The organism is Wolbachia endosymbiont (group A) of Portevinia maculata (assembly GCF_964028525.1).
In the GTDB taxonomy this organism is placed as follows: domain Bacteria; phylum Pseudomonadota; class Alphaproteobacteria; order Rickettsiales; family Anaplasmataceae; genus Wolbachia.
This window is the reverse complement of the sequence record NZ_OZ034786.1, coordinates 543,207-568,895: the sequence shown is the minus strand read 5'-3', so window position 1 is coordinate 568,895 and position 25,689 is coordinate 543,207. Positions and strand designations below refer to the sequence as shown.

Annotated in this window: 24 protein-coding genes, 1 tRNA gene and 1 pseudogene; 16 read left to right on the top strand and 10 right to left on the bottom strand. The window is 35.1% G+C overall.

From position 1 onward, the window contains the following. Window position 1: 1 nt before the first annotated feature. Genes ABWU36_RS02890 through ABWU36_RS02870 form a run of 5 tightly spaced genes read right to left on the bottom strand, consistent with a single transcriptional unit; the run spans window position 2 to window position 2,780 of the window. Complete coding sequence (locus tag ABWU36_RS02890) at window positions 2-574, bottom strand: NADH-quinone oxidoreductase subunit C (RefSeq protein WP_253307178.1); 573 nt, start codon at window positions 572-574, stop codon at window positions 2-4. Next, window positions 567-1,082, bottom strand: coding sequence for a NuoB/complex I 20 kDa subunit family protein (locus ABWU36_RS02885; protein WP_164224545.1), 516 nt, complete (start codon window positions 1,080-1,082; stop codon window positions 567-569). Before ABWU36_RS02885 ends, ABWU36_RS02890 begins: the two co-directional genes overlap by 8 nt. Before the next feature lie 3 nt (window positions 1,083-1,085). After that, on the bottom strand, window positions 1,086-1,439 hold the full coding sequence (locus ABWU36_RS02880) for an NADH-quinone oxidoreductase subunit A (protein WP_006279576.1): 354 nt from the start codon (window positions 1,437-1,439) through the stop codon (window positions 1,086-1,088). 18 nt (window positions 1,440-1,457) lie between these two features. Beyond that, window positions 1,458-1,826 carry an HIT domain-containing protein gene (locus ABWU36_RS02875; protein WP_164224547.1) on the bottom strand — a complete coding sequence of 123 codons (369 nt, stop codon included), beginning with the start codon at window positions 1,824-1,826 and terminating at the stop codon, window positions 1,458-1,460. Between the two features lie 3 nt (window positions 1,827-1,829). Then, window positions 1,830-2,780 carry a hypothetical protein gene (locus tag ABWU36_RS02870; protein ID WP_353272975.1) on the bottom strand — a complete coding sequence of 317 codons (951 nt, stop codon included), beginning with the start codon at window positions 2,778-2,780 and terminating at the stop codon, window positions 1,830-1,832. A gap of 179 nt (window positions 2,781-2,959) precedes the next feature. Between ABWU36_RS02870 and ABWU36_RS02865 the strand changes: the two genes are divergently transcribed. Both ABWU36_RS02865 and ABWU36_RS02860 read left to right on the top strand, forming a co-directional pair. Further along, window positions 2,960-4,489, top strand: coding sequence for a UDP-N-acetylmuramoyl-tripeptide--D-alanyl-D-alanine ligase (locus ABWU36_RS02865; protein WP_253307181.1), 1,530 nt, complete (start codon window positions 2,960-2,962; stop codon window positions 4,487-4,489). Window positions 4,490-4,539: 50 nt separating this feature from the next. Next, window positions 4,540-5,490, top strand: coding sequence for a complex I NDUFA9 subunit family protein (locus tag ABWU36_RS02860; protein ID WP_253307182.1), 951 nt, complete (start codon window positions 4,540-4,542; stop codon window positions 5,488-5,490). Between the two features lie 8 nt (window positions 5,491-5,498). On the opposite strand, the gene ABWU36_RS02855 is transcribed toward ABWU36_RS02860, so the two are convergent. Beyond that, window positions 5,499-5,572: transfer RNA gene (locus ABWU36_RS02855), tRNA-Arg, on the bottom strand. Between the two features lie 1,332 nt (window positions 5,573-6,904). Between ABWU36_RS02855 and ABWU36_RS02850 the strand changes: the two are divergent. The 5 genes and pseudogenes from ABWU36_RS02850 to ABWU36_RS02830 form a co-directional block, all read left to right on the top strand. Continuing rightward, window positions 6,905-7,060, top strand: a pseudogene (locus tag ABWU36_RS02850) (transposase); the annotation flags it as partial. A 119-nt stretch (window positions 7,061-7,179) separates the two neighbouring features. After that, the gene (locus ABWU36_RS02845) at window positions 7,180-9,843 is read left to right on the top strand and encodes an ATP-dependent Clp protease ATP-binding subunit (RefSeq protein WP_353272974.1); all 2,664 of its coding nucleotides are present in this window, start codon (window positions 7,180-7,182) and stop codon (window positions 9,841-9,843) included. Between the two features lie 26 nt (window positions 9,844-9,869). Further along, window positions 9,870-14,576, top strand: coding sequence for an NAD-glutamate dehydrogenase (locus ABWU36_RS02840; protein WP_353272973.1), 4,707 nt, complete (start codon window positions 9,870-9,872; stop codon window positions 14,574-14,576). Window positions 14,577-14,581: 5 nt separating this feature from the next. Then, window positions 14,582-14,878, top strand: a complete 297-nt coding sequence (locus tag ABWU36_RS02835; RefSeq protein WP_253307184.1) for a hypothetical protein — start codon at window positions 14,582-14,584, stop codon at window positions 14,876-14,878. Then, complete coding sequence (locus tag ABWU36_RS02830) at window positions 14,850-16,232, top strand: PleD family two-component system response regulator (RefSeq protein ID WP_264688012.1); 1,383 nt, start codon at window positions 14,850-14,852, stop codon at window positions 16,230-16,232. The genes ABWU36_RS02835 and ABWU36_RS02830 overlap by 29 nt, the downstream gene beginning before the upstream one ends. 144 nt (window positions 16,233-16,376) lie before the next feature. On the opposite strand, the gene recO is transcribed toward ABWU36_RS02830, so the two are convergent. Next, window positions 16,377-17,099, bottom strand: a complete 723-nt coding sequence (gene recO / locus ABWU36_RS02825; RefSeq protein ID WP_353272972.1) for a DNA repair protein RecO — start codon at window positions 17,097-17,099, stop codon at window positions 16,377-16,379. A 151-nt stretch (window positions 17,100-17,250) separates the two neighbouring features. Here recO and ABWU36_RS02820 point away from each other — a divergent pair, with 151 nt between their 5' ends. Further along, window positions 17,251-17,877 (top strand): hypothetical protein, encoded by a 627-nt coding sequence (locus tag ABWU36_RS02820; RefSeq protein WP_353272971.1) that lies wholly within the window; start codon window positions 17,251-17,253, stop codon window positions 17,875-17,877. A 231-nt stretch (window positions 17,878-18,108) separates the two neighbouring features. Here the strand turns inward: ABWU36_RS02820 and ABWU36_RS02815 are convergent, their stop codons facing one another. After that, window positions 18,109-18,447, bottom strand: a complete 339-nt coding sequence (locus tag ABWU36_RS02815) for an outer membrane protein assembly factor BamE (RefSeq protein WP_253307201.1) — start codon at window positions 18,445-18,447, stop codon at window positions 18,109-18,111. Window positions 18,448-18,577: 130 nt separating this feature from the next. Here ABWU36_RS02815 and ABWU36_RS02810 point away from each other — a divergent pair, with 130 nt between their 5' ends. Next, a complete protein-coding gene (locus tag ABWU36_RS02810) occupies window positions 18,578-19,567 on the top strand; it encodes a ribonucleotide-diphosphate reductase subunit beta (protein WP_253307200.1) in 990 nt (329 codons plus the stop codon). On the opposite strand, the gene ABWU36_RS02805 is transcribed toward ABWU36_RS02810, so the two are convergent. Continuing rightward, window positions 19,516-19,809, bottom strand: a complete 294-nt coding sequence (locus tag ABWU36_RS02805) for a hypothetical protein (protein ID WP_264731927.1) — start codon at window positions 19,807-19,809, stop codon at window positions 19,516-19,518. The genes ABWU36_RS02810 and ABWU36_RS02805 overlap by 52 nt on opposite strands. Window positions 19,810-19,830: 21 nt before the next feature. Between ABWU36_RS02805 and ABWU36_RS02800 the strand changes: the two genes are divergently transcribed. Further along, window positions 19,831-20,961 carry a cation:dicarboxylate symporter family transporter gene (locus ABWU36_RS02800; RefSeq protein ID WP_253307199.1) on the top strand — a complete coding sequence of 377 codons (1,131 nt, stop codon included), beginning with the start codon at window positions 19,831-19,833 and terminating at the stop codon, window positions 20,959-20,961. After that, window positions 20,961-21,563 carry a tRNA (adenosine(37)-N6)-threonylcarbamoyltransferase complex dimerization subunit type 1 TsaB gene (tsaB, locus tag ABWU36_RS02795; protein ID WP_264688015.1) on the top strand — a complete coding sequence of 201 codons (603 nt, stop codon included), beginning with the start codon at window positions 20,961-20,963 and terminating at the stop codon, window positions 21,561-21,563. Before ABWU36_RS02800 ends, tsaB begins: the two co-directional genes overlap by 1 nt. On the opposite strand, the gene ABWU36_RS02790 is transcribed toward tsaB, so the two are convergent. Continuing rightward, the gene (locus ABWU36_RS02790) at window positions 21,558-22,181 is read right to left on the bottom strand and encodes an AAA family ATPase (RefSeq protein WP_353272970.1); all 624 of its coding nucleotides are present in this window, start codon (window positions 22,179-22,181) and stop codon (window positions 21,558-21,560) included. The two genes, tsaB and ABWU36_RS02790, sit on opposite strands and share 6 nt — an antisense overlap. A 280-nt stretch (window positions 22,182-22,461) precedes the next feature. Between ABWU36_RS02790 and ABWU36_RS02785 the strand changes: the two genes are divergently transcribed. The 5 genes from ABWU36_RS02785 (at window position 22,462) to ABWU36_RS02765 (ending at window position 25,644) form a co-directional block, all read left to right on the top strand. Beyond that, window positions 22,462-23,172: a class II aldolase/adducin family protein gene (locus tag ABWU36_RS02785; protein WP_253307196.1), complete on the top strand. Its 711-nt coding sequence runs from the start codon at window positions 22,462-22,464 to the stop codon at window positions 23,170-23,172. A gap of 659 nt (window positions 23,173-23,831) precedes the next feature. After that, window positions 23,832-24,029, top strand: coding sequence for a transposase (locus tag ABWU36_RS02780; protein ID WP_264688017.1), 198 nt, complete (start codon window positions 23,832-23,834; stop codon window positions 24,027-24,029). A 3-nt stretch (window positions 24,030-24,032) separates the two neighbouring features. Continuing rightward, entirely contained in the window at window positions 24,033-24,266 is a 234-nt protein-coding gene (locus ABWU36_RS02775) for a DDE-type integrase/transposase/recombinase (RefSeq protein ID WP_253307195.1), read from the top strand. After that, window positions 24,263-24,391: an IS3 family transposase gene (locus ABWU36_RS02770; RefSeq protein WP_353270857.1), complete on the top strand. Its 129-nt coding sequence runs from the start codon at window positions 24,263-24,265 to the stop codon at window positions 24,389-24,391. The genes ABWU36_RS02775 and ABWU36_RS02770 overlap by 4 nt, the downstream gene beginning before the upstream one ends. 74 nt (window positions 24,392-24,465) lie before the next feature. Further along, the gene (locus ABWU36_RS02765; protein WP_253307194.1) at window positions 24,466-25,644 is read left to right on the top strand and encodes a ribonuclease D; all 1,179 of its coding nucleotides are present in this window, start codon (window positions 24,466-24,468) and stop codon (window positions 25,642-25,644) included. Window positions 25,645-25,689: the final 45 nt, after the last annotated feature.

Here is a 25,689-nt window from a genome sequence, read left to right as displayed (position 1 = left end):
TCTACTCCTTTGTATTTACTTTTATGGTTTTACCTTCCCAAGGCGATAGGCTATCAAGCATACGAAAATCTTGCGATAAATCTATAGGATTATATACAACCTTTTTTGCCTCTATATCGTATCTTACTTCCTCATAACCAGTGAGAGGGAAATCTTTTAACATTGGATGACCTTTGAATCCATAGTCTGTTAGAATCCTACGCAAATCAGGGTGATCAGAGAATTCTATTCCATACATATCAAACACTTCACGCTCAAACCACGAAGCTGTGCTAAATACCTTTGCTATGCTTGGAGGCATATCGCCCTCACATAATTGAAGTTTTATGTGTACTCTAATATTATGCACAATGCTGAGTAAATTGTACACTAACTCAAAGCGCTTTTCTCGATCTGGATAGTCAACCCCAAAAATATCAACTAATAGTTCAAACCTACACTTTTCATCATCACGTAGAAAGGATAGGTGCTTTTCAATTTCATCTAAAGTTGAATATATTACAATAATGCCATCATCTTTTTGAATGCACTCACACTTGGTCTTTTTTTGTATATGCCTTGCAGTTTTATCCATGCTTTATATTCTGAGTTCGTTTTATTTTGTTTTGTAGGCATAGCATTCCATATAGCAACGCCTCAGCGGTTGGTGGGCATCCAGGGACATACACGTCAACTGGCACAATTCTATCACAGCCTCGGACTACTGAATAAGAATAATGGTAATAACCACCACCATTTGCACAACTTCCCATAGAAATAACATACTTCGGGTCTGCCATTTGATCATAAACCTTGCGCAATGCTGCTGCCATTTTATTAGTTAGTGTGCCAGCAACAATCATCACATCTGATTGACGTGGGCTTGCACGAAACATTATGCCATATCTATCAAGATCATAACGGCTGGATGCAGTATGCATCATCTCAACTGCGCAACATGCAAGACCAAATGTCATTGGCCACAATGAACCAGACCTTGCCCAATTCATTACATAATCTATTAAATCACCAAATTTAGTAACAAGAAACCCTTCTTTTTTATAACGACCCCAGTCATCATTAGATAGAATTTGATTTGTCATAAACTACTCCCACTCTAATGCACCTTTACACCATTCATAGATAAAACCTATAGTGAGTATTGCAAGAAATACCATCATAGACCAAAATCCACCATAGCTTATCTTAGATAAAGAAACAGCCCAAGGAAAAAGAAAAGCGATTTCTAAGTCAAATATTATAAATAATATTGAAACTAGGTAAAATTTAATGTCAAAATTTTTTCTTGCACTGGATAGTGGATTGAAGCCACACTCATATGTGGAAAGTTTTTCACCATCTGGCTTACTCACTGCAAGAAACATAGGCAATATACCTAAAGCAAAAGATACTACAATTGATACGCAGATAAAGATTACTATGGTTAGATATTCGCTCATTTAACAAAACATATAACACTATGAGTTTACATGCTTTCCTAACTTTTTACCACCTAAAATATGCACGTGAAAGTGTGGTACAACCTGCTCTCCATTTTCACCGTAGTTAGTGACTAATCTATATCCTGTTTTTTCTAAATTATATTTATGTGCTATTTCTCTGACAATTTTGAAAAAACTTACTATCTCCTCTTCAGAAGCTTTTAGAATAAAATCATCGTATGAAATATATTGATTTTTTGGTATAACTAAAATGTGAACTGGTGCGTCAGGGTACTTATCACGAAAAGCTAGTACATTTTCATTTTCATGTACCTTCTCACAAGGTAACTCACCTCTTAATATTTGAGCAAAGATGTTATTGCTATCATAAACTTCATTGCTCATATTTTAAGAGCGACCTTTCCCTCTTCCTTTATTTCTTTCTACATTAGGCGTAGATAGTGGTTTTATTACTTCACAAGAGGCATCTTCAAAATTCAAAAAAGTACTTCCCAATCCTTCTGCTTGCTTTTTGATATCTCGTTCTGATAACTGCATATTTTTTATAGGAGAAATAGCTTCTTTACTTTTACCAAAAGGAAACTCGTTAGGATTAGTAATGTTAAAAGATTTTACTAATTCATCTGTACTTGTAACAGTTTCTGAAGACTGCCCTGGTGACTTTCCAGTTTGTGCTGGCCCTGGAGTTTTTGATGGTTTGTTCTGGTTATCATATTCTCGATACAATTTTTCTGCAATACCATTCAGCAATTTTAAGTCTGTATGAATTTTAAATTCTCCACCAGTAATTCCTGCAAGCTTCTTAAGGTCTTCGTCAACTTTATTAGCAATTCCTTTAAGAACAAGCTCTTCTATTTCTTTCTTGCTCTTGCCTTTATTATCAGGATTAGTTTTAATAGTGTTAGCTATTTCCTCAACGTTAATTTCAATTACAATTTTGTTTTCTTCTCTAAAAATAGTTACATTTGGCAGGTTTTTCTTTATTTGACCTAATTGTTCATCGTTCAAATAAGGTATACCTCCCGTCAGAGTCCTTGACGCTAAAAAAGCTACCTTTCCTTTCCCTTTCTTTTGCTCTGTTATTTCTACACCAAGATTCTCACTAGCTTGTGTGGTTTCTATAGGTGGGTCATACTCTTCAAGTGGGCTGCCAATAATATAACGCCCGCCATTTTTTATGTCGTGCCACATTTCGCCCCGAGACTTAAACCAGTTTTTTGGCTGTATAGGATATATTATACCCCCAAATAGAGCTCCTATACCTCTACCCAGAAAATTTCCTACTCCCGAAGCTGCATTACCAACTTTAGATTCTTCATTTTGGTCGTTTTTTGGCATACACACCTCCAAGTTACTTTCTACAACTAAATACATTTTAATTATAGACGAAAAAATTTAAACTTCTATATCCATTATAAGATAGAATTATAGGGATTGCAACCATTATTTATACATTGTCTAAAACATGTGGTATTTGCTACTTTATTCAATTTACTTTAAAGAGTACTCTCTAAATTATGTTTAAATGGAATACAAATAATATCATTGATGCAACTGGCGGAAGAGGCGTAAATGGTTGTAATTGGACACATAGCTCAAATATTTCAACGGACACAAGAAGCATAAAAAAAGGTGATTTATTTATTGCACTCAAGGGAAAGAATTTTGATGGCCATAATTTTTTGCATGAAGCGTTTTTAAAAGGGGCTGCCGCTGCAATAGTAAGTGAGGGTAAATATAAAAATTTCCCTCTCATTATTGTACAAGATACCCTGAAAGCTTTGCACGATATGGCATCATACTATATTAGAAATATTCTTGTTGATGCTAAAATTATTGCAATTACAGGCAGTGTCGGGAAAACCACTACAAAGGATATGCTGCACACTGTTTTATCGCAATATGGAGTGTCCCATGCAAACAAAGGTAACTTAAATAATAATATAGGATTGCCTTTGACAATTCTAAAAGCTCCAAAAAACTGCCAGTACTTAATCCTTGAAATGGGAATGAATAAAGCTGGTGAAATAAAAGAATTATCAAAGATTAGTAATCCAAATATTGCAGTTATTACCAACATCGAACCTGCACATACTGAAAATTTTTCATCACTATTTGACGTTGCACAAGCGAAGTTAGAAATTCTATATGGTATGAAAAGTAATGGTACTTTGGTCTTGAACAGAGATAATAAATATTATGATTATCTCTCATCACGCGCCAATAGAAATGTAATAAGCCTCGGTAAAGATAAAAATGCTGAAGTTTGTTTACTAAACTTAATAAGAAACGATGAATCTTCTGTCATTTCAGCACTATCTTCTGTCATCCCAGTGCCCAGACACTGGGATCCAGGAAGTTCAATTGCAAATGAGCATATCAGACGGTTGTATAATAAAGACTGGATTCCAGCGTCACGCGCTGGAATGACATCAAACCGAGTTGCTAATAGATTAAGTTTAAAAATCAGGCTGAGTGATAATCAAATTATAAACTGTAATTTACGTGTACAAGGTGAGCATTTTGCTTATTCGCTACTTGTTGTTGCAGCAGTTGTGCAGAGCCTCGGACTTGATTTATCAAAATTACCACTTGCACTTAAGAATTTTAGTGTAACGAAAGGTAGAGGCAATATTCATAAGGTCAAATACAATAAAAAATATATACATTTAATTGATGACTCCTATAACGCCAGCCCTGCTTCGATGAAAACTGCAATAAAAACTTTGAGTACATATTCTAATCAGAGAAAAGTAGCTTTGCTTGGTGATATGTTGGAACTTGGTGATAAAAGCATAGAATTTCATACAGATTTGGTTAAGATTGTCACAGAAAATAATATAGATAAAATTTATACAGTTGGTAAATTTATGTTAGAATTGCATGAGCTTTTGCCAGATAATATAAGAGGCGCGCATTTTAATGATTCTAATCAATTGAAAAGTGATTTAGCTAACATTATTCAGAATAATGACGCAATTCTAGTTAAAGGCTCACGAAGAATGAAAATGGATCTTATTGTACGGGAATTCATAATAGAATATTAAGCAAAATCATTGTATTAATTTACAGTAACAAATTATTAGGAACTTTAATCGTGACAAAACGTGTAATTATTTTTGGTGGAACGGGGTTTATAGGGAAACACATCGTAAGACGCTTGGCAGCAGAAGGATATTTAATAAAGATATTCACTCGTAATCAGGAAAAAGCTGCTTGTTTAAAATTGTGTGGCAATTTGGGACAAATATCAATATTTAAAGGCGATTTTTTTGATGAAAAATCAGTTCTAGAGGGTATGGAAGAATGTGATGTAGCCATAAACTTAGTGGGAATATTATATGAAGCAAAAAAGCACGATTTTTACGCTGTTCACGTTAAAATAGCTGAAAGGATAGCAAAAGCTGCAAAAATGAAAAATGTACCTATGATGATACATTTTTCCGCTATGGGAATAGAAAATAGCAAGTTGTCAAAATATGCCAAAAGTAAATTGGAAGGTGAAAAAGCTGTAACTTCAGCATTTCAAGAAGCAATAATAATTAGGCCAAGCCTTGTATTTGGTAAAGAAGATAACTTCTTTAATAAATTTGCAAGATTAGCAACTGTTCTTCCTTTTTTGCCGCTAATTGGCAATGGAACGACTAAATTTCAGCCAATATGTGTAACAGACTTAGCTGAAGTGGTATATCGTATTATCAGTTTTAATAAGCAAGACAAGAAAATTTATAACATGGGTGGACCAAAGGTTTACTCTTTCAAAAGCTTATTGAAGTTTATTCTGAATGTTACTAACAGAAAGTGTTTGTTGATCAATGTATCTTTTCCAATGGCAAAGTTAATAGCTTTCTTTTTAGAAAATAAAATTATTTCTATGCTGCTAAAACCAATAACTGGAGATACGAACCCTGTGCTTACTCAAGATCAGGTGAAAGTTATGATGAATAGCTCAATCGAAAAGTCAGCTGACCTTGAAACAATGAAGGTTCGACCATTAGCAATTGAAAATGTGGTGCCAGAATACTTGAAGATTTATAGAAAGTATTGATAGAAGAGTGTGCCCGGTAGGATTCGAACCTACGACCCACAGCTTAGAAGGCTGTTGCTCTATCCAGCTGAGCTACGGGCACACAATATATATAAAATGCTTCTTAGTACAAGTGAAGTCAAGTATTTCGTGTGAATATGATGTTTGTGATAATATCTTACAACACCTTGTCATTGCAGTTGTGTGTCATGCGCTGCCGAAATTGGATGCGAGAAGTCCATTTATTTTAGAAAATATTATATAGAAAGTTGCTTGACAAACTCCGCCAGCCCCCTTATTATGACAATAAGGGTATTTATGACTCAAAACTTGTTTTTGACCTGCAGGCTCAATGACAAAATTCAGTAAAAAACTCAGGGTATTTTTTGGCGGATTACATAAAATTATAGCGGCTGCATGTCTTTTTTATTTTTTCTACATTCAGCCAAATCGCGCTTATTTTAAGCGTTAGCACATTATTACAGCGCCACTTACAGTAATATAGAGTCAAAACTCGCACCACGGGGCTTCTTTTGCCTTTTTTTTATTTGGTAAATTTCTTAATGTTTCTAGCTAAAGCAATTTAAGAGACCGAAAATGGTGTCATTCCAGCGCGTGACGCTGGAATCTAGTCTTTATTATGCAGCCACTTGTTTAAAGTTAAGTTTTCTGGATCCAAGTAGTCAAGCTACTCGGATGACACCTTGACGATTTGAAGAATCGTCGTCCCGCTGCTTGTTAGCGGCTAAGAGATACCGTGAATGAATCACGGTATGACGGTTCGCGGTAGTATAGTAATTCGTCATCCCGCAGCGGGATCTATGTCAAGAGATACCGTGACGGTATGACGGTTAATTCACGGCGGTATGACGGTTCGCGATGGTATGACGTAGGACTGCTGTCATTCCAGTCTGGAATCTAGTTCTTATTGTACATTTACTTGGTGTAGAGTTAAGTTTCCTGGATCCCAGTGTTGGCTACTTGGATGACATCATAGGAGCGCTGGAATGACACCCTGACAATCGTCATCCCGCTACTTGTTAGCAGGATCTAGAAATACCGCGGCGGTATGACGGTTCGCGGTGGTATGACGTAGGACTGCTGTCATTCCAGTCTGGAATCTAGTTCTTATTGTACATTTACTTGGTGTAGAGTTAAGTTTCCTGGATCCCAGTGTTGGCTACTTGGATGACGTCATAGGGGCGCTGGAATGACACCCTGACAATCGTCATCCCGCTACTTGTTAGCGGGATCTAGAAATACCGCGGCGGTATGACGGTTCGCGGTGGTATGACGTAGGACTGCTGTCATTCCAGTGCTTGACACTGGAATCCAGCTTCTATGCAACCTCATCAAAAACATTCATTTAGTATAAGATCAGCTACTTTCCATGCTAGTTTGCTTATAAACAAGCAAACTTTTCTGGATCCCAGTGACCTTTGTTGTATTGCCAAAGAGATGGGTCGTTGAGCGCTCTTTTGCTTGGTTGGAAAAGTGTAGGCAGTTGTGGAAAAATTGCGAACGTAAACTCAATACCAGCTTGCAAATGATTGTCCTTTCCTTCATTTCTCTCCTATTACGAAGATTTTAAACAGGTTCTTAAGAAAGTTTTAAATTTTTGCAGACCATACCTAACAATAAACAACTTTAGGTTTAAATTTATGAAATCAGTTGTTATATACATCAGCAAATACGAATTTAACTGGTGTTATGGACTTAAATAAATTTATCGAAAAAGCAAAAAGTCTAATTCAAAGTGCTCAGATGAAAGCGTTGGGAGCTGGGCATCAGATTTTTATGCCTGAGCATTTACTCAAAGTGATGCTTGAGGATGAATTAGGTTTAGTTCAGGATTTGATAAACGCTTGTGGTGGAAATGTGCAAAGTATTTCTGATGCTGTGGATAGCGCAATAAAAAAGTTGCCAGTAATTGAAGGTCCAGGAAGTGGGGGCCTTCAACTTTCAAGAGAAATAGCAAAAGTTTTTGAAGATTCAATTGGTATTGCAAAGAGAAATAAAGATTCATTTGTTGCTGTTGAGCGTTTACTGCAGGGCCTCACTGCACAAAAAGATGATACTGTAGGCAAAATTCTGGCAGAGAATGGTGTTACACCGCAAAAATTAAATTCAGTTGTTACAGACATGAGGAAAGGTAGCAGTGCAGACTCGCCAAACAGTGAGGAAAAATTGAACGCGGCTAAGAGATATACAAAGGATATTACAGAGCTTGCTATGCAAGGCAAGCTTGATCCTGTAATTGGTCGTGATGAAGAGATCAGAAGAACTATGCAGGTATCACTGAGGCGGACAAAAAATAATCCAGTGCTGATCGGTGAACCTGGTGTTGGAAAAACTGCAATAGTTGAGGGGCTTGCAAATAGAATCGTTGCAAATGACGTGCCACTTGGTTTGCGTGATGCAAAAGTTTTAGCCCTCGATCTTGGCGCATTAATTGCTGGAACAAAATTTAGAGGAGAATTTGAAGAAAGGTTAAAAGCAGTTATTAATGAGCTTTCGAAAGCGGAGGGAAAAGTTATCTTGTTTATAGATGAGCTTCATACTTTAGTTGGAGCAGGAGCAATAAGTGGTGCAATGGATGCTTCAAATTTGCTAAAGCCTGCTCTTGCGCGTGGAGAAATTCGCTGTATAGGAGCCACAACTTTAGATGAATATCGTCAGCATATAGAAAAAGATCCTGCACTTGCAAGGCGTTTTCAGCCTGTGTTTATCTCTCAACCAACTGAAACTGATACCATTTCAATACTCAGGGGTTTGAAGGAAAGATATGAAGTGCATCATGGTATAAGAATTACAGACGGTGCAATAATTGCTGCTGCAACGTTGTCCAATAGATATATAACAGATAGGTTTTTACCTGATAAAGCAATTGATTTGATTGATGAAGCAGCAAGTAGGGTGAGAATTGAAATGGATAGCAAGCCTGAAGTTATTGATGAACTTGAGAGAAAGGTTATACAGCTAAAGATTGAAGCAGAAGCCCTAAAAAAAGAAAGTGATGAAAATTCTAAACAGCGTTTAAAAAAGATAAATGAAGAGATCGAAAATCTAAACAGTAAATTTGCTGACTTGAACAGCAAATGGCAGATGGAAAAGAATAAAATAGCTAGAATACAAGAAACAGTTGAAAAATTAGATAACGCCAGAAAAGAGCTGGAATTGGCTCAGCGGAGTGGAAATTTAGGAAAAGCAGGAGAGCTGATGTATGGTGTGATCCCTCAGCTTGAGAATGAATTAAAAAATCAGGAAAAGGTTACTGATAGTTTCTTAAAGAAAGAAGTGACTGGAGATGATATTGCAAACATTGTTTCAAAGTGGACAGGAATTCCAGTTGATAACATGATGCACAGCGAAAAGGAAAAACTTCTTAACATGGAGAATGAAATAGGAAGAAGAGTAATAGGGCAAAAAGGCGCGATAGAAGCAATAAGTAATGCAGTTAGGCGCTCTCGCTCTGGTGTGCAAGATACTAATCGACCTTTCGGTTCATTTTTATTCTTAGGCCCAACCGGGGTTGGAAAAACAGAACTGGCAAAAGCCCTTGCTGAATTTCTGTTTGACGATCAATCAGCGCTTTTGCGTTTTGATATGTCAGAATATATGGAAAAACATTCTGTTTCAAAGCTAATTGGCGCGCCTCCAGGGTATGTTGGCTATGAGCAAGGTGGCAGATTAACCGAAGCAGTAAGAAGAAGGCCATATCAGGTTATTCTGTTTGATGAAATAGAGAAGGCAAATCCAGATATATTTAATCTATTGCTGCAAATCTTGGATGAGGGTAGACTCACTGATAGTCATGGCAAATTAGTTGATTTTCGCAACACCATACTGATCTTAACTTCTAACCTTGGTGCAGAGATAATGCTTAAGGGAGTTACAGAAAATGAGACTCTACCTCCTGTCATCCAAGTAGCTGACACTGGGATCCAGATGCAGATTCCAGCTTCACGCGCTGGAATGACATCGGAAGGAGGAGTTGCTAACTCTGTAAAAAGCGAAGTGATGCAAATAGTTAAATCAGCATTTCGTCCAGAATTTTTAAACAGGCTGGATGAAATTATTATATTCCACAGTTTAACCAGAGATGACATCTATAAAATTATAGATGTTCAATTTTCTTATTTACAAAAAACACTTGCTAAGCGTAAACTGAGTATAAGTTTGTCGCAGGAAGCTAAAGAACTAATAGCACAAACTGGCTATGACCCTGAATATGGAGCAAGGCCCCTAAAAAGGGTTATACAAGAGTGTATTCAAAATAATTTAGCTAAATTAGTTTTATCAGGGGAAGTAGTAGAAAATGATGAGCTAATAGTGTACGCTCTTGATAATGAAATCTTAGTTAAAAAGGTTTAAGTTCACTGTGTATTTTTGTTAAAAAAATGTGTATAGATCATAATGTTGACACTGAGTCTTTATTTGAGTTAGTTGATCAAGAAAATCAGCAAGATAAAGAAAAAATTAAAAAATTTATTAAGTATTTTTATAGTTTTGTTTATAAAAGCGACCTAAAAGCCAACGATAAGTTTTTGCTATATATTGTAAACGATGCTTACAATTTTGTTTCTCAAAAAGAGAAAGATGAAAGTAAGTTAGTAGTAAGCAATATAGATGATATACCAGGAATAGAAGGCGATTTTACCACGATTAAGATAACAAACGATGATATGCCATTTTTGGTTGATTCTGTTATTGCAACTATTAAATCGCACAATTTAACCATATGCTATTACAGCAACAGCATAATTAACATTAAAAGAAAAGATGGCCTAATAGATGAGATTTACTCCTTGGAAGAAAGCAATGGAGTCAAAGAATCAGTTATATATGTAATTATCAAAGGTATAAGTGACAGTTTTGTTGATACATTAAAAGAATCTCTACAAAAAACGCTGAAAGCAGTTAATTGCGTTGTGAAAGATTGGCACTTAATGCTCAAGAAACTTGATGAAGCAAAAAGTCTTCTTTTTGCCATCGAGCAGCCAGCGTCGAACGCTGGAGTGACACCAGGAAAAGATTTCTTAGATTGGCTAAAAAACAATAATTTTGTATTTCTAGGTTATCAAGAATATATTGCTGGTAAAGATGAAAAACTCGTCTGTGATAGCAAAAAGGACCTTGGCCTGATAAGAGTAGGTCAAAGTACGTTGATTCCTTCTGCAAACCTTGATTCCCTATACATATTGAGATCAGATCTAATCTCAATAGTCCATCGGCGTACATACATGAATTGTATAGGAGTAAAAGAATTTGATGACCAGGGTAATGTAGTAAAGGAACGGCGTTTTTTCGGGCTATTTACTTCTGTAGCGGAGGTCCAAGATATTCGAACTATTCCAATAATAAGAGATAAAGTTAAAGTTATAGAAAAAAATGCAGGGTTTGTAACCGGGGGCCACAATAACAAAGCTTTAATTTCTATTTTACAAGCATTCTCTTGTGATGAATTATTCCAATCAAATGAAGACGAATTATTTAAAATTTGCATTTCGATCATGTCTCTTGCGATTAGGCCAAGGGTCAGATTATTTTTAAGAAGAGTAAGGGATTTTATTAGTTGCATAGTGCTGATACCAATGCGTTATGCTAGCGCTAGGCTAATGTTCAAGATACGTGACATATTGAAGGATGAGACAAGTGCAGAAAGTTCAGATATTTATAACAATCACATTATCAATGAATATGATTTGATGAAATTGCATGTAGTGCTAAAGACCAAAAATGCTAGTGTTCCTGATGACGAAGTTTTGCGTATCGAAAACAAATTGAGGAACATTACGGAAAAGTGGGAAGATCGTTTTATAGACAATTTATATAATACTTTTAGTACTGTTGAGGATATATTCATCCGTTATTGCAAGGCATTTCCAATAAGCTATCAAGAGAGTTTCGAACCTCATGACGCATATTACGATATGAAAAAATTGGAGATAGTGAGGAAAAAAGGAGTTAGCGAGGTCGATTTAAGACTTACTTGTGATAATCTTAATTATCAATTAAAGGTTTATACTCCAAGCAATAGAGGCCTTGAATTATCGAAGATATTAAGGATCACTAAGAATTTGGGAGCTAAGATTCTATCTCATAATGGCTATTACATAGAAATTAACGGCGGAATATGGATACACCATTTTGTGTTGTCAAGAGTCGATGAATTAATAGACAACATTACTCTAAAAGAGCAATTTGAAATAACACTTGCGAAAGTGTTTAGAAAGGAAATTAAAAATGATTATTTCAATAGTTTGGTCATTATTGCTGGACTGGAGTGGAAAGAAGTGCTTCTGGTTAGAGCGCTCAGTGCTTACCTAAAGCAGACGTCATTTAACTACAATCCAGAATATATCCAAAAGGTAGTCTCAGAGTATCCAAAAATAGTAAAGTATTTGATACAACTATTTCATGCAAGATTTGATCCTAGCATAGACATTGATAGAGCAGAAACCACGGACATTTTCATAGAAAAAATTGAGGAACTTCTAAAAGAGATCAGCAATGTTTCACATGATTACGTTTTGCGCTCGATATTTAACTTGATAATGGCTATTTTAAGGACCAGTTATTATCAAGACGATAAACCATATTTATCTACAAAATTTGACTCAAATAAAATAAATGGTTTGCCTGATCCTCGTCCATATCGTGAATTGTATATTTATTCAAATCTTTTTGAGGGAATACATCTAAGAGGAGGGAAATTGGCCCGTGGTGGCTTAAGGTGGTCGGATAGGACGGAAGATTTTCGCACTGAAGTTTTGGGGCTCATGAAAGCTCAGATGACAAAAAATGCGGTTATTGTACCTGTTGGCGCAAAGGGTGGGTTTGTAATTAAGCAAGTTTATAAAGACAAAGATATTTTAAGAGAGAAAGGTGTTGAATGCTATAAGAGTTTTATCAGGGGAATGCTTGACATTACTGATAATGTAGTTAATGGCAAAATAATTCCACCAGAGAATGTGATTAGGTATGATGAGGATGATCCATACTTGGTAGTTGCAGCAGATAAAGGCACTGCTTCTTTTTCTGACTATGCAAACCAAATAGCCTCTGAATACAATTTTTGGCTTGGCGATGCATTTGCATCTGGTGGATCAGCAGGTTATGATCACAAAAAAATGGGTATTACAGCCAGAGGTGCATGGATTGCAGCGCAGAGGCATTTTTGGAAAATGAATAAGGATATTTACCAAGATGCAACTGTTATTGGAATTGGAGATATGGCTGGCGATCTATTTGGAAACGGTATGCTGCTTTCAAAAAATATACATTTAATCGGCGCATTTAACCATATGCATATTTTTATTGATCCAAATCCTAGTGCAGAAAAGAGTTTCACAGAGCGTAAACGTCTCTTTGAGTTACCATTTTCAACTTGGATGGATTATAACAAAGATTTGATTTCTAAGGGTGGAGGAGTATTTGAGCGTAGCAGCAAGCAAGTAAACATTTCTCAAGAAATAAAAAAATGCTTTGATATAACAGAAGATATGCTACCTCCAAGTGATTTGATTAGATATCTACTCAAAGCAGAAGTGGACTTCATATGGAATGGAGGAATTGGCACGTTTGTTAAGGCAAAGAGTGAAAATCATAGCATGGTCGGTGACAAAGCAAACGATGAGTTAAGAGTAAATGGTAAAGATATTAGAGCTTCTATGTTTATAGAAGGCGGAAATTTGGGATGCACACAGCTTGGAAGAATAGAATATGCTGAAAGAGGTGGATATATAAATGCAGATTTTGTTGATAATTTAGCCGGAGTGATATGTTCGGACCTTGAAGTTAACATCAAGATTGCATTTGTTTCAGCTATGAAAGCAGGGGGTGTTTCTTTAGAAAAAAGGAATGAAATACTGGCAAGTATGGTGGACGAAGTTGCATCCAAAGTGCTTGAGAACCACAACAGAATTGAAACAAAAGCATTACTTCTTGAGTGTTTGCAAGCTAAAGAGAGATTGGAGCAGCACCACAGGTTACTGCTCAGTTTAGAAAAATCTGGGCTGTTAAACCGAAGCGTAGAATTTCTTCCAACTGAAGAAGAGATAGCAAGGATGTTAACTGGTGCAGAAGGTTTCAGTTCTCCTCAGCTTTCTATTCTAATGTCTTATGCTAGAACGGCAATAAAAAATGACATTATACATTCCGATCTGCCTGAAAAAGATCTTATATCTAATGACTACTTGCTAGGTTATTTTCCTAAAAAGATGATAACAAAGTTTAAGGATTTCATATTAAAACACCAACTTCGTAGAGAAATTATCTCTACTTGCATTGCAAATGATGTAGTGAATAGAATGGGCTGTATATTCATCAATAATTTGGCTGAGAACACTGGAATTAAGGTACAAGAAGCGGTTAACATATATATTGTTGTTAACCACCTGTATGATTTAAACAGCCTGTGGCAGAAAATTGATGAATTGGATGGAAAAATTGATGTTAACTCATACTTACAAATAGTGAGGAACGTGCAGAAATTTATTGGCAGAGTATCGTTTTGGTTAGTGAAAAATCTTGGCAAGCTTAGCTTTGTAGAGTTGGATGATGTTACAAAATTTAAAGATGCAATTGAAACTTTAGGCCAGAACTTAACTGATGTTTTAGATGAACACCTATTAAAGGTCTGTAGCCATGGATCAACTTCTTTAGTAGAACTTAATATAAATAAAGATCTAGCAAAAAAAGTTGCTGATCTATACGTTCTTGCTTATGCACTGGACATTATATCTGTTGCTGAACAGACATCTTTGTCCATTCTTGATGCTGGTAAAATATACTTTGAGTTAAAGTCGCTGTTAAGATTCGATCTGATTAGAACAATTGCCATCAAGATGAAAAGCCGCTCTTCTTATTGGGATCGCAGCTTAGTTAATGATTTATTGGACGATTTAAGCAATTACCATCACAAGCTAGCTGTTAAAGTCATAAAAGCTACTGATAACCCCGAAGATAAGGTTCAAACCTGGGCTTGTAATGATAAGGACTACATAGAACGTTATAATAGTTTTTTAGATGAGATAGTTGCTTCTAAACTTGATTTAAGCAAATTAATATTTATAATCAGGAGGATTAAAGTACTTGCTTCATAGGAAAAATGTTTAATATAGGTCTTTCAGAAATTTTGGTCGTTGCTTTAGTGAGCATAATTGTTCTTGATAGAAATAAGGTGCCTGTATTTATTGATCTTATTAGGAATACATATAGGTATCTTATGATTATAAAATCAAAAGCTAGGAGGTTATTGAAAGACGCAGGAATTGAAGACTTATATAAAGAGTGTAATACTGAGAAAGTAAATTACATAGTTGGTAAAAATGGTAAGCTTTATCCTACTTACGATATAGATAATACATCTAAAGATAATGACAGCGAAGATTCTAGTAGTAGATGATGTACTATCTAATGTCAAGCTTTTAGAAGCTCGACTAAAAGCAGAGTACTATACGGTTATCGTAGCTCATGATGGTGAAGAAGCTATAGATTTAGTAGCAAAGCAGCAGCCTGATATTATATTACTTGATATCATGATGCCAAAGATGAATGGCTTTCAAGTTTGTAAGGAGCTAAAGAGTGATCCCTTGACAACCCATATTCCAATAATTATGGTAACTGCACTGCATGATACTCACAATAGAGTACAAGGCATTAATGCTGGTGCAGATGACTTTCTGACTAAACCAATAAACGAAACTGCTTTATCTGCGAGAATTAAGTCTCTCACACGCTTAAAGATGATTATCGACGAATTGCGTTTGAGAGGAGAAACCAACGCTGAGATTGGCGGAGTAGCAGGAAACAGTATTATGGATTATTCTAATCAGATTTTTGATGCTAACATACTTGTTGTAGATGAAGATGTCTTTCAAGCAGAGCAGATATATAATGTACTAAAGCACCGCTTTAGGTCAATTAAAATACTGAGTGATCCAGTGGAGGCATTAAAGGTTGGTATTAAGAATAATTACGACCTAATCATTTCTGATATGCAGTTTTCAAAAACTGACGGCCTGCGTTTGTGTTCTGAGTTTCGTAGTAAAGTAGAAACACGCTATACACCAATTCTGATTCTTTCTGAGGATTATGATAAAAACAATTTAGTAAAAGCACTTGATGTAGGTGCTAATGATTATTTAACAGTACCTTTGGATGAGGGTGAGTTAATAGCAAGGGTTAATTCGCAAGTAAAACGCAAAAGATATCAAGATGCCTTGAGAATGAATTTATTTAATAATGCGGAAATGTCTATAAAGGACCCATTAACTAACTGTTATAATAGAAGATATTTTGATGCACACTTAAGAAACATTGTTAAGGACTCTGTGGAAAAGGATAGAAGGTTGTCTCTTATGATACTTGATATAGACTATTTTAAGATGGTGAATGACAGTTTTGGGCATAGTGCTGGAGATGAACTTTTAAAGCAAGTACAGAAAAGAATTTCTGAAAATATCAGAGTGACAGATTTACTAGCTAGGTTTGGTGGTGAGGAGTTTGTTGTTGTAATGCCAGATACCAATGTATCAGATGCGTACACTATTGCGGAGAGAATACGAAAAATTATTGCTAAAGAACCTTTTATACTTGCGGACAAAAATACAACCCATAACATAACTGTTAGCATTGGAATTGCAGAAATGCAAGGATCTGACCTTGACGATATTAAAAAATTTATAGTACGTGCTGACAAATATTTATATAAGGCAAAAAACAGTGGTAGAAATAGAGTGGTTACTGGCTATAGCTAAAGTGGCTTAAGTTTACCGACAACCGTCATTCCGCTACTCGTTAGCGGAATCTATGCTGAGATACCGCGAATGAATCGCGGTATGACGTGTTGCTTGGGTTAGCTATAGATTTCTGAAATGATTTCAAAAAAATGATAACTAAGGTTAAAGCGACAACATGAGGTTTCTCAGCTCTGGAAATTTCATTTTTAACTGCAAAAATAGATACTTATTTAAAAAATATCCTGTGACTTTCAGTCCTAACTGAAATTCTTGGAATGAGTAGCTGTTTTGTAGGTTATTATTGTATACATCATGCAACATTTGTGGAAAAGGTAGGAGTTTATCTGCATAATAATCTCCTGCTTTTTTTGACACTGCTCTACCAGTTTTTGGAGAAATAAATTGTAAGTTTTCCTTAACACCTGTTACAGCACATTTGGATAAGTCTAACTTGAATCCCAATTGCGTAAGAAGCAGAAGCTCTAAGTTAAGATAATGGCTTTGCCAAGACTGATTGTTGTGTTTAATTACATCGATGAAATATCGAAAATTGTCATACAGCATGGCACAGGGTTCACTTTCTGGAAGCACTTTTTCTAAAATAGAGGAGAAAGAGACAATAGTAATGCTTTTTAACCTATCTTGAAAGAAATGATGGAATGGAGATTCGATTAATTCGCACTTTAAAAAACCCAGATTTTCAGGTAACTTAGCACTCCATTCTGCATGTAATAGATTACTTATCTGAAACTTATAATTGCTATTGTTTGTTAGCTTAGTTAATCCCCTGCGCTTTCCATGATTTTTTGTAAACAGAGAAAGAATTAAGTTTTTATCGCCGTATTTTTTAGCAGCTATAATGATGCCTTCATCTTTCCATCTCATTTAGAGTATATTGACCGTATTGACCGTATGATATTATAGAAATAGTAAAATTAGTACAGCAAAAACTACGTCTTTGAGCTTAAATCAACTAAAATATATTGACTTTATGTGCAATATTAGCTTTAAACCAGTAAAACAAACTGCTTAACATATGCGTTTTTTCTATTCTAATTACATTCTTTTTTTATCTTTATGTTGTTTTCTGCTTTTTTCGTTACCTTCAACAAAAGCCCAAACGAATGATACGTCAGTTGTTCCTATACCACAAAGGAAAAAAGAAACAGTTGAGCACACTGTTGTAGCACAACCGAGGCAAATTATCGAAATGCAAGAAGAAGTCATTATTAACGAGGGTAAAGAATTCATTCCAGTTCCAAAAAGAAAAAAAAGTGTAGGGAAGAAACTAAGAAGGGATGTTAGAGAGGCAAAAAATGAAATAGGAAACGAAAAAAGCGTTGAGAATAAAAAGGATGAATTAGTTGTAACAGAAATTATTAACTCTATAAGAGACAAACTTACAAAATGCTGGAGCATTCCTGAAAGCATAGCTTACAAAGAAAATTTTAATATAAAAATTAACTTATTATTATCCAGTCAAGGCGAGATAATTATGGCCGATGTAGCAGACAGTGATTCCTATCGAAATAATCCACTTTTCAGGTTGATAGCAGATAATGCAATGCGTGCAGTATATAAATGTAGCCCATTGACTGGCTTGCCTACTCAGCACCACCACATTTGGCGTGAAGTAACACTAGACTTTATTCTAAATGGGTAAAATCTTACAATAGACCTCTTATATTACCTTCTGTCATCCAAGTAGTCAGGCTACTTGGATGACAGAAGTAGACACTTCACATTATCATTCCAGCGCTCCTTTCTTGTCATGCCAGTGCGTGACACTGGCATCCAGAAAAAAAATAGATCCCAGTATCTGGGCACTGGGATGACGTAATACGGTTCTTGGATGACAAAGAAGGGCGGGAAAAACTCTGTAGTCAGCAGATTTTCAATCAGGAACAGCCAAAGATCTCTCTAAGATGTCAGTTTCTTTTGTATCTGCAACTTTACCGTCCTGATCGAATGAAATTTGCAGGGACTTACTGCTATACTTCCTTTTTCCTAAGAAGTTAGCTTGTTTAATTTTATATGAGACATAGTACCAAACATTGTCATCGAACTTTGATACTAATATTGGTGATCCTAAAGTGTGAACCACTTTTTCTTTATCGTCACCTGCTTTTATCTTGCTCCACAATTCAACACTAATGCCAGGAGCTCCGTGGTTGTGAATAGTGTGTGTGCAGCTCACTGTAAATAATAAAATAAAAGATATTAATACTCGCATTTCTGTTGATAAATTACTTGAAGCTATAATACACTAATAAATTACCTGCCGTCAAATTTCAAAAAGTTAAATTGACTGATTCTCAATATCACTTAATATAATATTTACTTTAGAAAATAATAGGTGTCTTATGTCATTGTTAGAAGCAGATCCAATATACAAACCTTTTAATTACCCTTGGGCGTATGATGCGTGGCTGCAGCAACAAAGAATCCATTGGATACCTGAGGAAGTTCCGCTTGCTGATGACGTGAAGGATTGGAAAACTAAACTTTCAAACGTAGAGAAAAATCTACTAACTCAGATTTTTAGATTCTTTACTCAAGCGGACATTGAAGTAAATAACTGCTATATGAGGCATTATTCAAATATATTTAAGCCAACAGAGATATGCATGATGCTTGCAAGTTTTTCCAATATGGAAACCATACACATTGCAGCTTATTCTTATCTTTTAGACACAATTGGCATGCCAGAAAGCGAGTATCAAGCATTTTTAAAGTATGATGCTATGAGAAAGAAATATGAATACATGCTGGAATTTGAGGAAAGCAAAAAACACGATAAAAAACATGTAGCTAAAACTCTAGCAGTGTTTGGTGCATTTACCGAGGGGTTGCAGTTATTCGCATCGTTTGCAATTTTGCTCAATTTCCAACGCTTTGGAAAAATGAAAGGCATGGGGCAGATAATCGCCTGGTCAGCCCGTGATGAAACTTTGCACACCAATTCAATTATTATGTTATTTAATACATTTATTAAAGAGAATAATGAAATTTGGGACAACGAGTTTAAAGAGGAATTATATTCTGCATGCCGCACTATTGTTGAGCTTGAGGACGAATTCATAAAGCTTGCCTTTGATTTAGGAGATGTTGAAGGACTATCCGCAGAAGAAGTGCGCAATTACATACGCTACGTAGCAAACAGACGGTTAATGCAATTAGGTCTTGAGTCCATATATGATGTCAATGATAATCCTATTCCATGGCTCGATGAAATACTAAATGGCGTTGAACATACGAATTTCTTTGAAAATAGAGTAACAGAGTATAGTCGTGCAGCAACTCAAGGCACATGGGAGGAGGCTTTTACTGAAAACGACACGAATAATAGGTGAGTGCTAATTTCACTCTTCTTTGTCATGCAAGTAGCTGACACTGGAATCAGTTTTTTGATCGAGAATGTTGTATAGTGCATAATCAATTTTCCTGGATCGAAGTAGTCAAGGCACTGGGATCTAATAGATAATATTCGTGCAGTACGCGCGGGAGTAACAAAAGCTGCTTGTCTTTCATAATGTTTCGTAGCAATAGGCAGTTTTGCTTTACTTAACAACCAACTTACCATATATATGTCCATAGGACATTGGTATATAAGAACGTGCTACAACTATTAATCTTACTCACGGTCATCACTTCAGTTGCATTCTTTGGTCATTTAGTTCCAATGGAAGCAAAAACCTTCTTGTACTCAACGAGCCTGAGTATAAAAGAGGTTTTGCTATTTATAATGCCTTTTATTATTTTTGCGTTAATCTTTAGCAGTGTTAACAATCTTAAGCAGTCAGCTATAAAGTTTATATTGTTACTTATTATAATGATCTTCTTATCGAATCTGGCTTCAAGTTTAATAGCTTATTCTGTTGGGCATTTTATCATACAAAACACTTATTCAATACAAGATATAACGTATGAAGAAACAATTGTTCCTTTATGGTCGTTTAGGCTGCCTGCATTGCTTTCTAATTTTTATGCCCTTGCCTGTGGATTTGTGTCCAGCATAGTAGTGTCCACACTGCTACCCAAGAAAAGCAAAGAGCTTTCGAACAAAATGTTAGATTTAACTCTCTTTATTTTGAAGACGTTTTTGACGCCGATTATTCCAATATTTGTACTTGGGCTTGCTTTAAAAATGCAGCATGATCAAGTTTTATCTATAATATTTAAGGATTACTCAATAATTTTCATTATTATAGCATCTGCAACCTACCTTTATGTTTTCCTCTTATATGGAGCAGCAAATTCATTCAAGATCACAAGCTGGATAGCTAGTATAGGCAATATGATACCGGCATTTATTACTGCGATGAGCACAATGTCTAGTAATGCAACTATGCCGCTTACTCTTGAAGGAAGCAAAAAAAATGTAAAGCAACCTGATATAGCATCGTCTGTTATACCAATAACTGCTAGCTTCCACTTAGTAGGTGATTGCTTTTTTGTTATAATATTATCAATGGTAATTACTTCTGGTTATTTATTGTCCACAACGGACTATGTAACTTTTCTTCTCTATTTTTTGTTATTTAAGTTTGCTATCGTTGCAGTGCCGGCAGGAGGAATTATGGTAATGCTACCTATTCTTGAGAAATACCTCAAATTTTCTCCAGAAATGCTTTCGTTAATCACAGCCTTGTATATAGTGTTTGATCCAATAATCACTTCAGCAAATGTTATGGGTAATGGTGCCTTTACTATGATGTTTACAAAACTCTATGATAAGCTTAAGTAATGTCTATTTTAGCGATTGATACTGTAGGTACTGGTAGTTCAATAGCAATAGTTGATTATGATGGTAATTGTTTTGTAGAGCGCAATTCCGCCAGCAACAATCATGTAGAATCATTTTTTCAAATTCTGAATACTTTGTTTGATAAGCACAATTATAATTATGATAAAATAGATCATTTAGCGGTAGTAGTTGGACCAGGAAGTTTCACTGGAATTAGAGTTGGTATATCAGCAGCACAAGGTATAAATCTTGCTACAAATAAGCCATTATACGGAGTTAATGCGCTGGAAGTTCAAGCTTACACAATATCTTTGCTTTGTACGAATAGCAAAAAAAATATCAGAGCTATAATCAAAAATGCTCAAGGGTTTTATACGCAGTTATTTGATTTCAATTTATTGCCGCTATCTGGTCCAACTGCAGCACGTGAACCTGGATCCAAGTGTCACGCTACAAGCAGTGACTGCATTACACATATGGATTGCAATTTAAATGCTAGCCATGCAGGACTATTGGTTCATTATAGACTGAAGAACAAGCAAAAATTAAATGAAGTTGAGGCTCTATATTTAAATGAGCCTCAGTATATGAAATCATTATAGACTATTCTTTCGCGTACATACAATGTGGCTAAGCCTGTGCATCTGGTTTACTATCTCTTGAGCTACTTCTTTTATACTCATATCTGAATTTTCTATCTCTATGGCACTCGGTGGTATAAATAAATTGTTAATCCTAAATTGCTCTATCATGCTATTTACATTAGTCACCTTCCTATTTTTTCTTTGCCTTTTTAATGCAATACGCTTTTGTAATGTCGGTAGATCACACCTAAGTACCACAGGAAGGATTTCTGTGTTCATTTTTTTACTAAGCCTTACTATTGAATCATACATCCTCATGTTCTGGTCATTATTTTCCATCAACTCATCAATAAATATGTAATTTTTTGAGTGAATCAGATAATTTTCTATTACCTGAAGCATAATTTGCATAATGTCATATATTCTATCTTGAACTTCTTTAGGTATTTGATCACGTTCAAAGACACCATTGTATATAGAGCAAACTTGAACATTGTTATAGAACTTACTATTTACAATTAATGCGTCTATCATATTGGACAATTCTATTGCTGTGGAAAGTTTACCACTTCCTGAAAGACCAGAGAGATATATGAAAAATCCTGCTGGCTGTTTTTTTGTGTTAATACTTACCATATTATTTTCAATCTTGAAACTTACATTTATAATAACATAAAAATAAAGCTTTAAAACATATGAAATATTACATAGAAAATTATTTTTATAGTTAAGATATTATGTAATTTAGAAACATAAATTCTGTATATAAACTCTATAATAACGATAACTATTTTTAAGCAAGCTACAACACAAAAGTGTTTGGTATTCAGAAAGCAAGACAGAGTGGCATAGACTTATTAGTTTACTACAAGCCTTTTTTCGTGTATAAATCTTCAGAAGATTCTAACAGAGGATTGTGTTGTTAACAAAGAGCAGAGTAAAAAGGGATCTAGTCTATGCCTATCAGATTTTGTCTTACCTTAAACTGGATGATCATACATATACTCACCTCTCGGTATGTTCTGAAGATCAAAAGTCGTTTTATATTTACCCATTTGGTATACGCTTTGACGAAGTGAATGAAAATTCATTGATGAGAGTATCACTAGATGGAAATGTGATTGAGGGTACAGAATATCAATATAATAAAACTGGCTATATAATTCATGGTTTTGTTTATCAAGCAAGGAAAGATATTCAAGCAATTTTTCACCTGCATACACCTTCTATTGTAGCAGTTTCTTCTCTAAAAGATGGACTACTTCCAATAAGTCAATGGGCACTGCACTTTTACAATAAAATCTCTTACCATAATTATAATTCCCTAGCACTTAGCAATACAGAAGGAAAGAGGTTAATAGCTGATCTGAAAGAAAATTTTGTCATGTTAATGCGCAATCATGGATCTATAACGTGTGGTCGGACTATACAAGAAGCAATGTTTTACACGTATCATTTAGAACGAGCGTGCAAAACTCAATGTTTAACGTTAGCAATGAATAGGGAGTTATCAATTCCAAGTGAAGAAATTTGCTCAAAAGCTGTAAAGGATCTCCTATCTTTTGAAAGCAATCTTGGTGAGAGGGATTGGCACGCATGGGTTAGACTAATTAAAAGTAAGTTGTAAGAGGCTTTCGCACTACTATCTGTCATCCAAGTAGGGAGTCATACGCGTCAAGTTAAGAGGTTATGAGCAAATTTAGAGAGGTTAAAGTGGATACTCTGACCTTACCCAGAAAAAGTAGAGAGAAAGTTAAGACGTTTTTGGAGTAAAATAAAACGTTTTTTCAAAATATGGCAAATAGAAGCAGCAGGATTCAAATTAGAAGCTGTTAAGCTGGTTAAAGAAACAGAAGTAAAAAAATAGCAAAAGATCTAGGCATAGATGGCAGTATGTTAAGTAAATGGGTAAGAAAATATGATGGAAAAATGTCAGAAGCATACGCATTTCCAGACAAAGGCTCCTTATGACAAAGAAAGATTTGATCTAAAAAAAGAACTAGCAAGAGTAACAAGAGAAAGAGACATTTAAAAAAAAGCCCTGACCAAACAAAAAGAGTAAAGTATTCTTTTATATAGAAATTGCTATAAAATACAGGAACTATGTAGGGTTTTAGACATATCTGCTGGTGGTTATTATAAATGGGTTGCTAAGGGAAAAAGCAGTAAGGAATTAGCAAGAGATGGGCTTCTAGCAGATATTCAAAAAAAGCATCCAAATGCAGATCCCTAAAATTCACGCTGAATTAAAAGCTTTAGGCAAAAATTAAAACAGTACAAAGTGTTATGCAGAAAAATGGTATTCGGGCTATATTGAGAAGAAAATTTAAAACTAAGAAGCAACAAACGGACAATAGAGTCGTAGCTCTCAATATATTAGACCAAAACTTTATTGTCGATCAACCAAATAAAATATGGGATTACTTATATAAAAACCAAAGAAGGATGACTATATTTGGCAGGATCTATATTCACGCATGGTAGTTAATGAGCAGTTCAATAAATAAACAATTGGTTGTTGACTCTTTATTGATGGCCGTTAATAAGCGCAAACCCGATAAAAATCTGCTGTTACATAGCGATCAAGGGTCACAGTATACCTCTCAAAATTACCAATTTCTATTGAATACAAAAAACATCATTTCCAGCATGAGCCATAAGGGATGTTGTTACGATAACTCTGTTGCAGAAAAGTTCACTCAAAAGGGAGCTGCTTATTGATACTTCTCGCTCAACAAACCAGAACTGCCATATTTGAATACATAGAAATCTTTTATAACAAACAACGTAGGCATTCTACTATTAATTATTGCATTCCTGCACAATTTGATGCATCATTCTCATGACAAAAACGTCTTAACTTTCTCTCTACTTTTTCTGGGTAAGGTCAGATAAAGTAGAACCACCAAGTGAAAAATATATGCTAATTAGTACAACATCAGAGCTGGAAGATACGTGTGAAGAATTAATAGCAAAAAAGCCGAAATTTATAGCAGTTGACACGGAGTTCATTAGAAATAATTTAACCTACTACCCAAAATTATCGTTAATTCAAATTTCTTACGGAGAGAAGAGTTTTATTGTAGACGCATTAGTGCCAGAAATTGATTTATCATTCATTAAGAAAATAATGCTAAATCAGGGGATAACCAAAGTGTTTCATAGCTGCCGGCAGGATATAGAATCCTTACTCACTGTGTTTAAATGTATTCCCACTCCCATTTTTGATACCCAAGTTGCCGCTATGTTTTGTCATTATTATCATGACTTTATTGGTTACTCAAAAGTAGTAGAGCAATATCAAGGAGTAGTGCTGGATAAAATTAAAGCTAAAAATTCAGATTGGTTAAGGCGTCCGTTGTCCGAGGATCAGTTAGACTATGCAATAAACGACGTGGTACACCTATATGACTTATACCAAATATTGTGCAATAAACTTGAAGAAAATAATAGGATGTGTTGGTTTCAAGAAGAGATGGAATCAATAGTTAATATAAATAAGTATTTACATAGTCCAAAAGATGCATGGAAGAGAATTAAATTTAATTATGAAGCAAATCCAAGATTGGTATTAACTGTTAAAGCAGTTAGTGAATGGCAAGAGACCTTAGCACAGCGCTATAATATGAATCGTAATAAAGTAATTAATAATGCTGTAATAGCTGGTTTTATTGAAAAAAATGTAGAGCATGTTGATGAGATTTTAGATGATCTCAAGAGGAATGCAAAAAATATAAAAGATGCAGATTTACTAGAGTTTGTGAATATTTTTAATGAAAATGAAAAAAATTGGATGCAGCAAAACAACATCTTACCGAATAATTATGACAAATCTGTATTCGATATACTCTCAATTATTTTAGATAGTAAATGTAAAGAAAGTAACATATCAAGGAAATTAGTTTCTTCAAAAGATGAGTTAACCGGGTCAATATCTGGGCAGATAGATAAACTATTCAAGGGGTGGAGATACGATTTTTTTGGCAGGTCAGTTGAATCATTTTTGAACACAAGCTCAAAATTTGAGATTTCAGCAGTGAAATCCGCAAATAATATAACCAAAATTCAGAGTAATTTAGTGGAGAATAACTGTTGCTAAAGTAACTTAGATTTATCGACAATCGTCATTCCGCTGCTTGTTAGC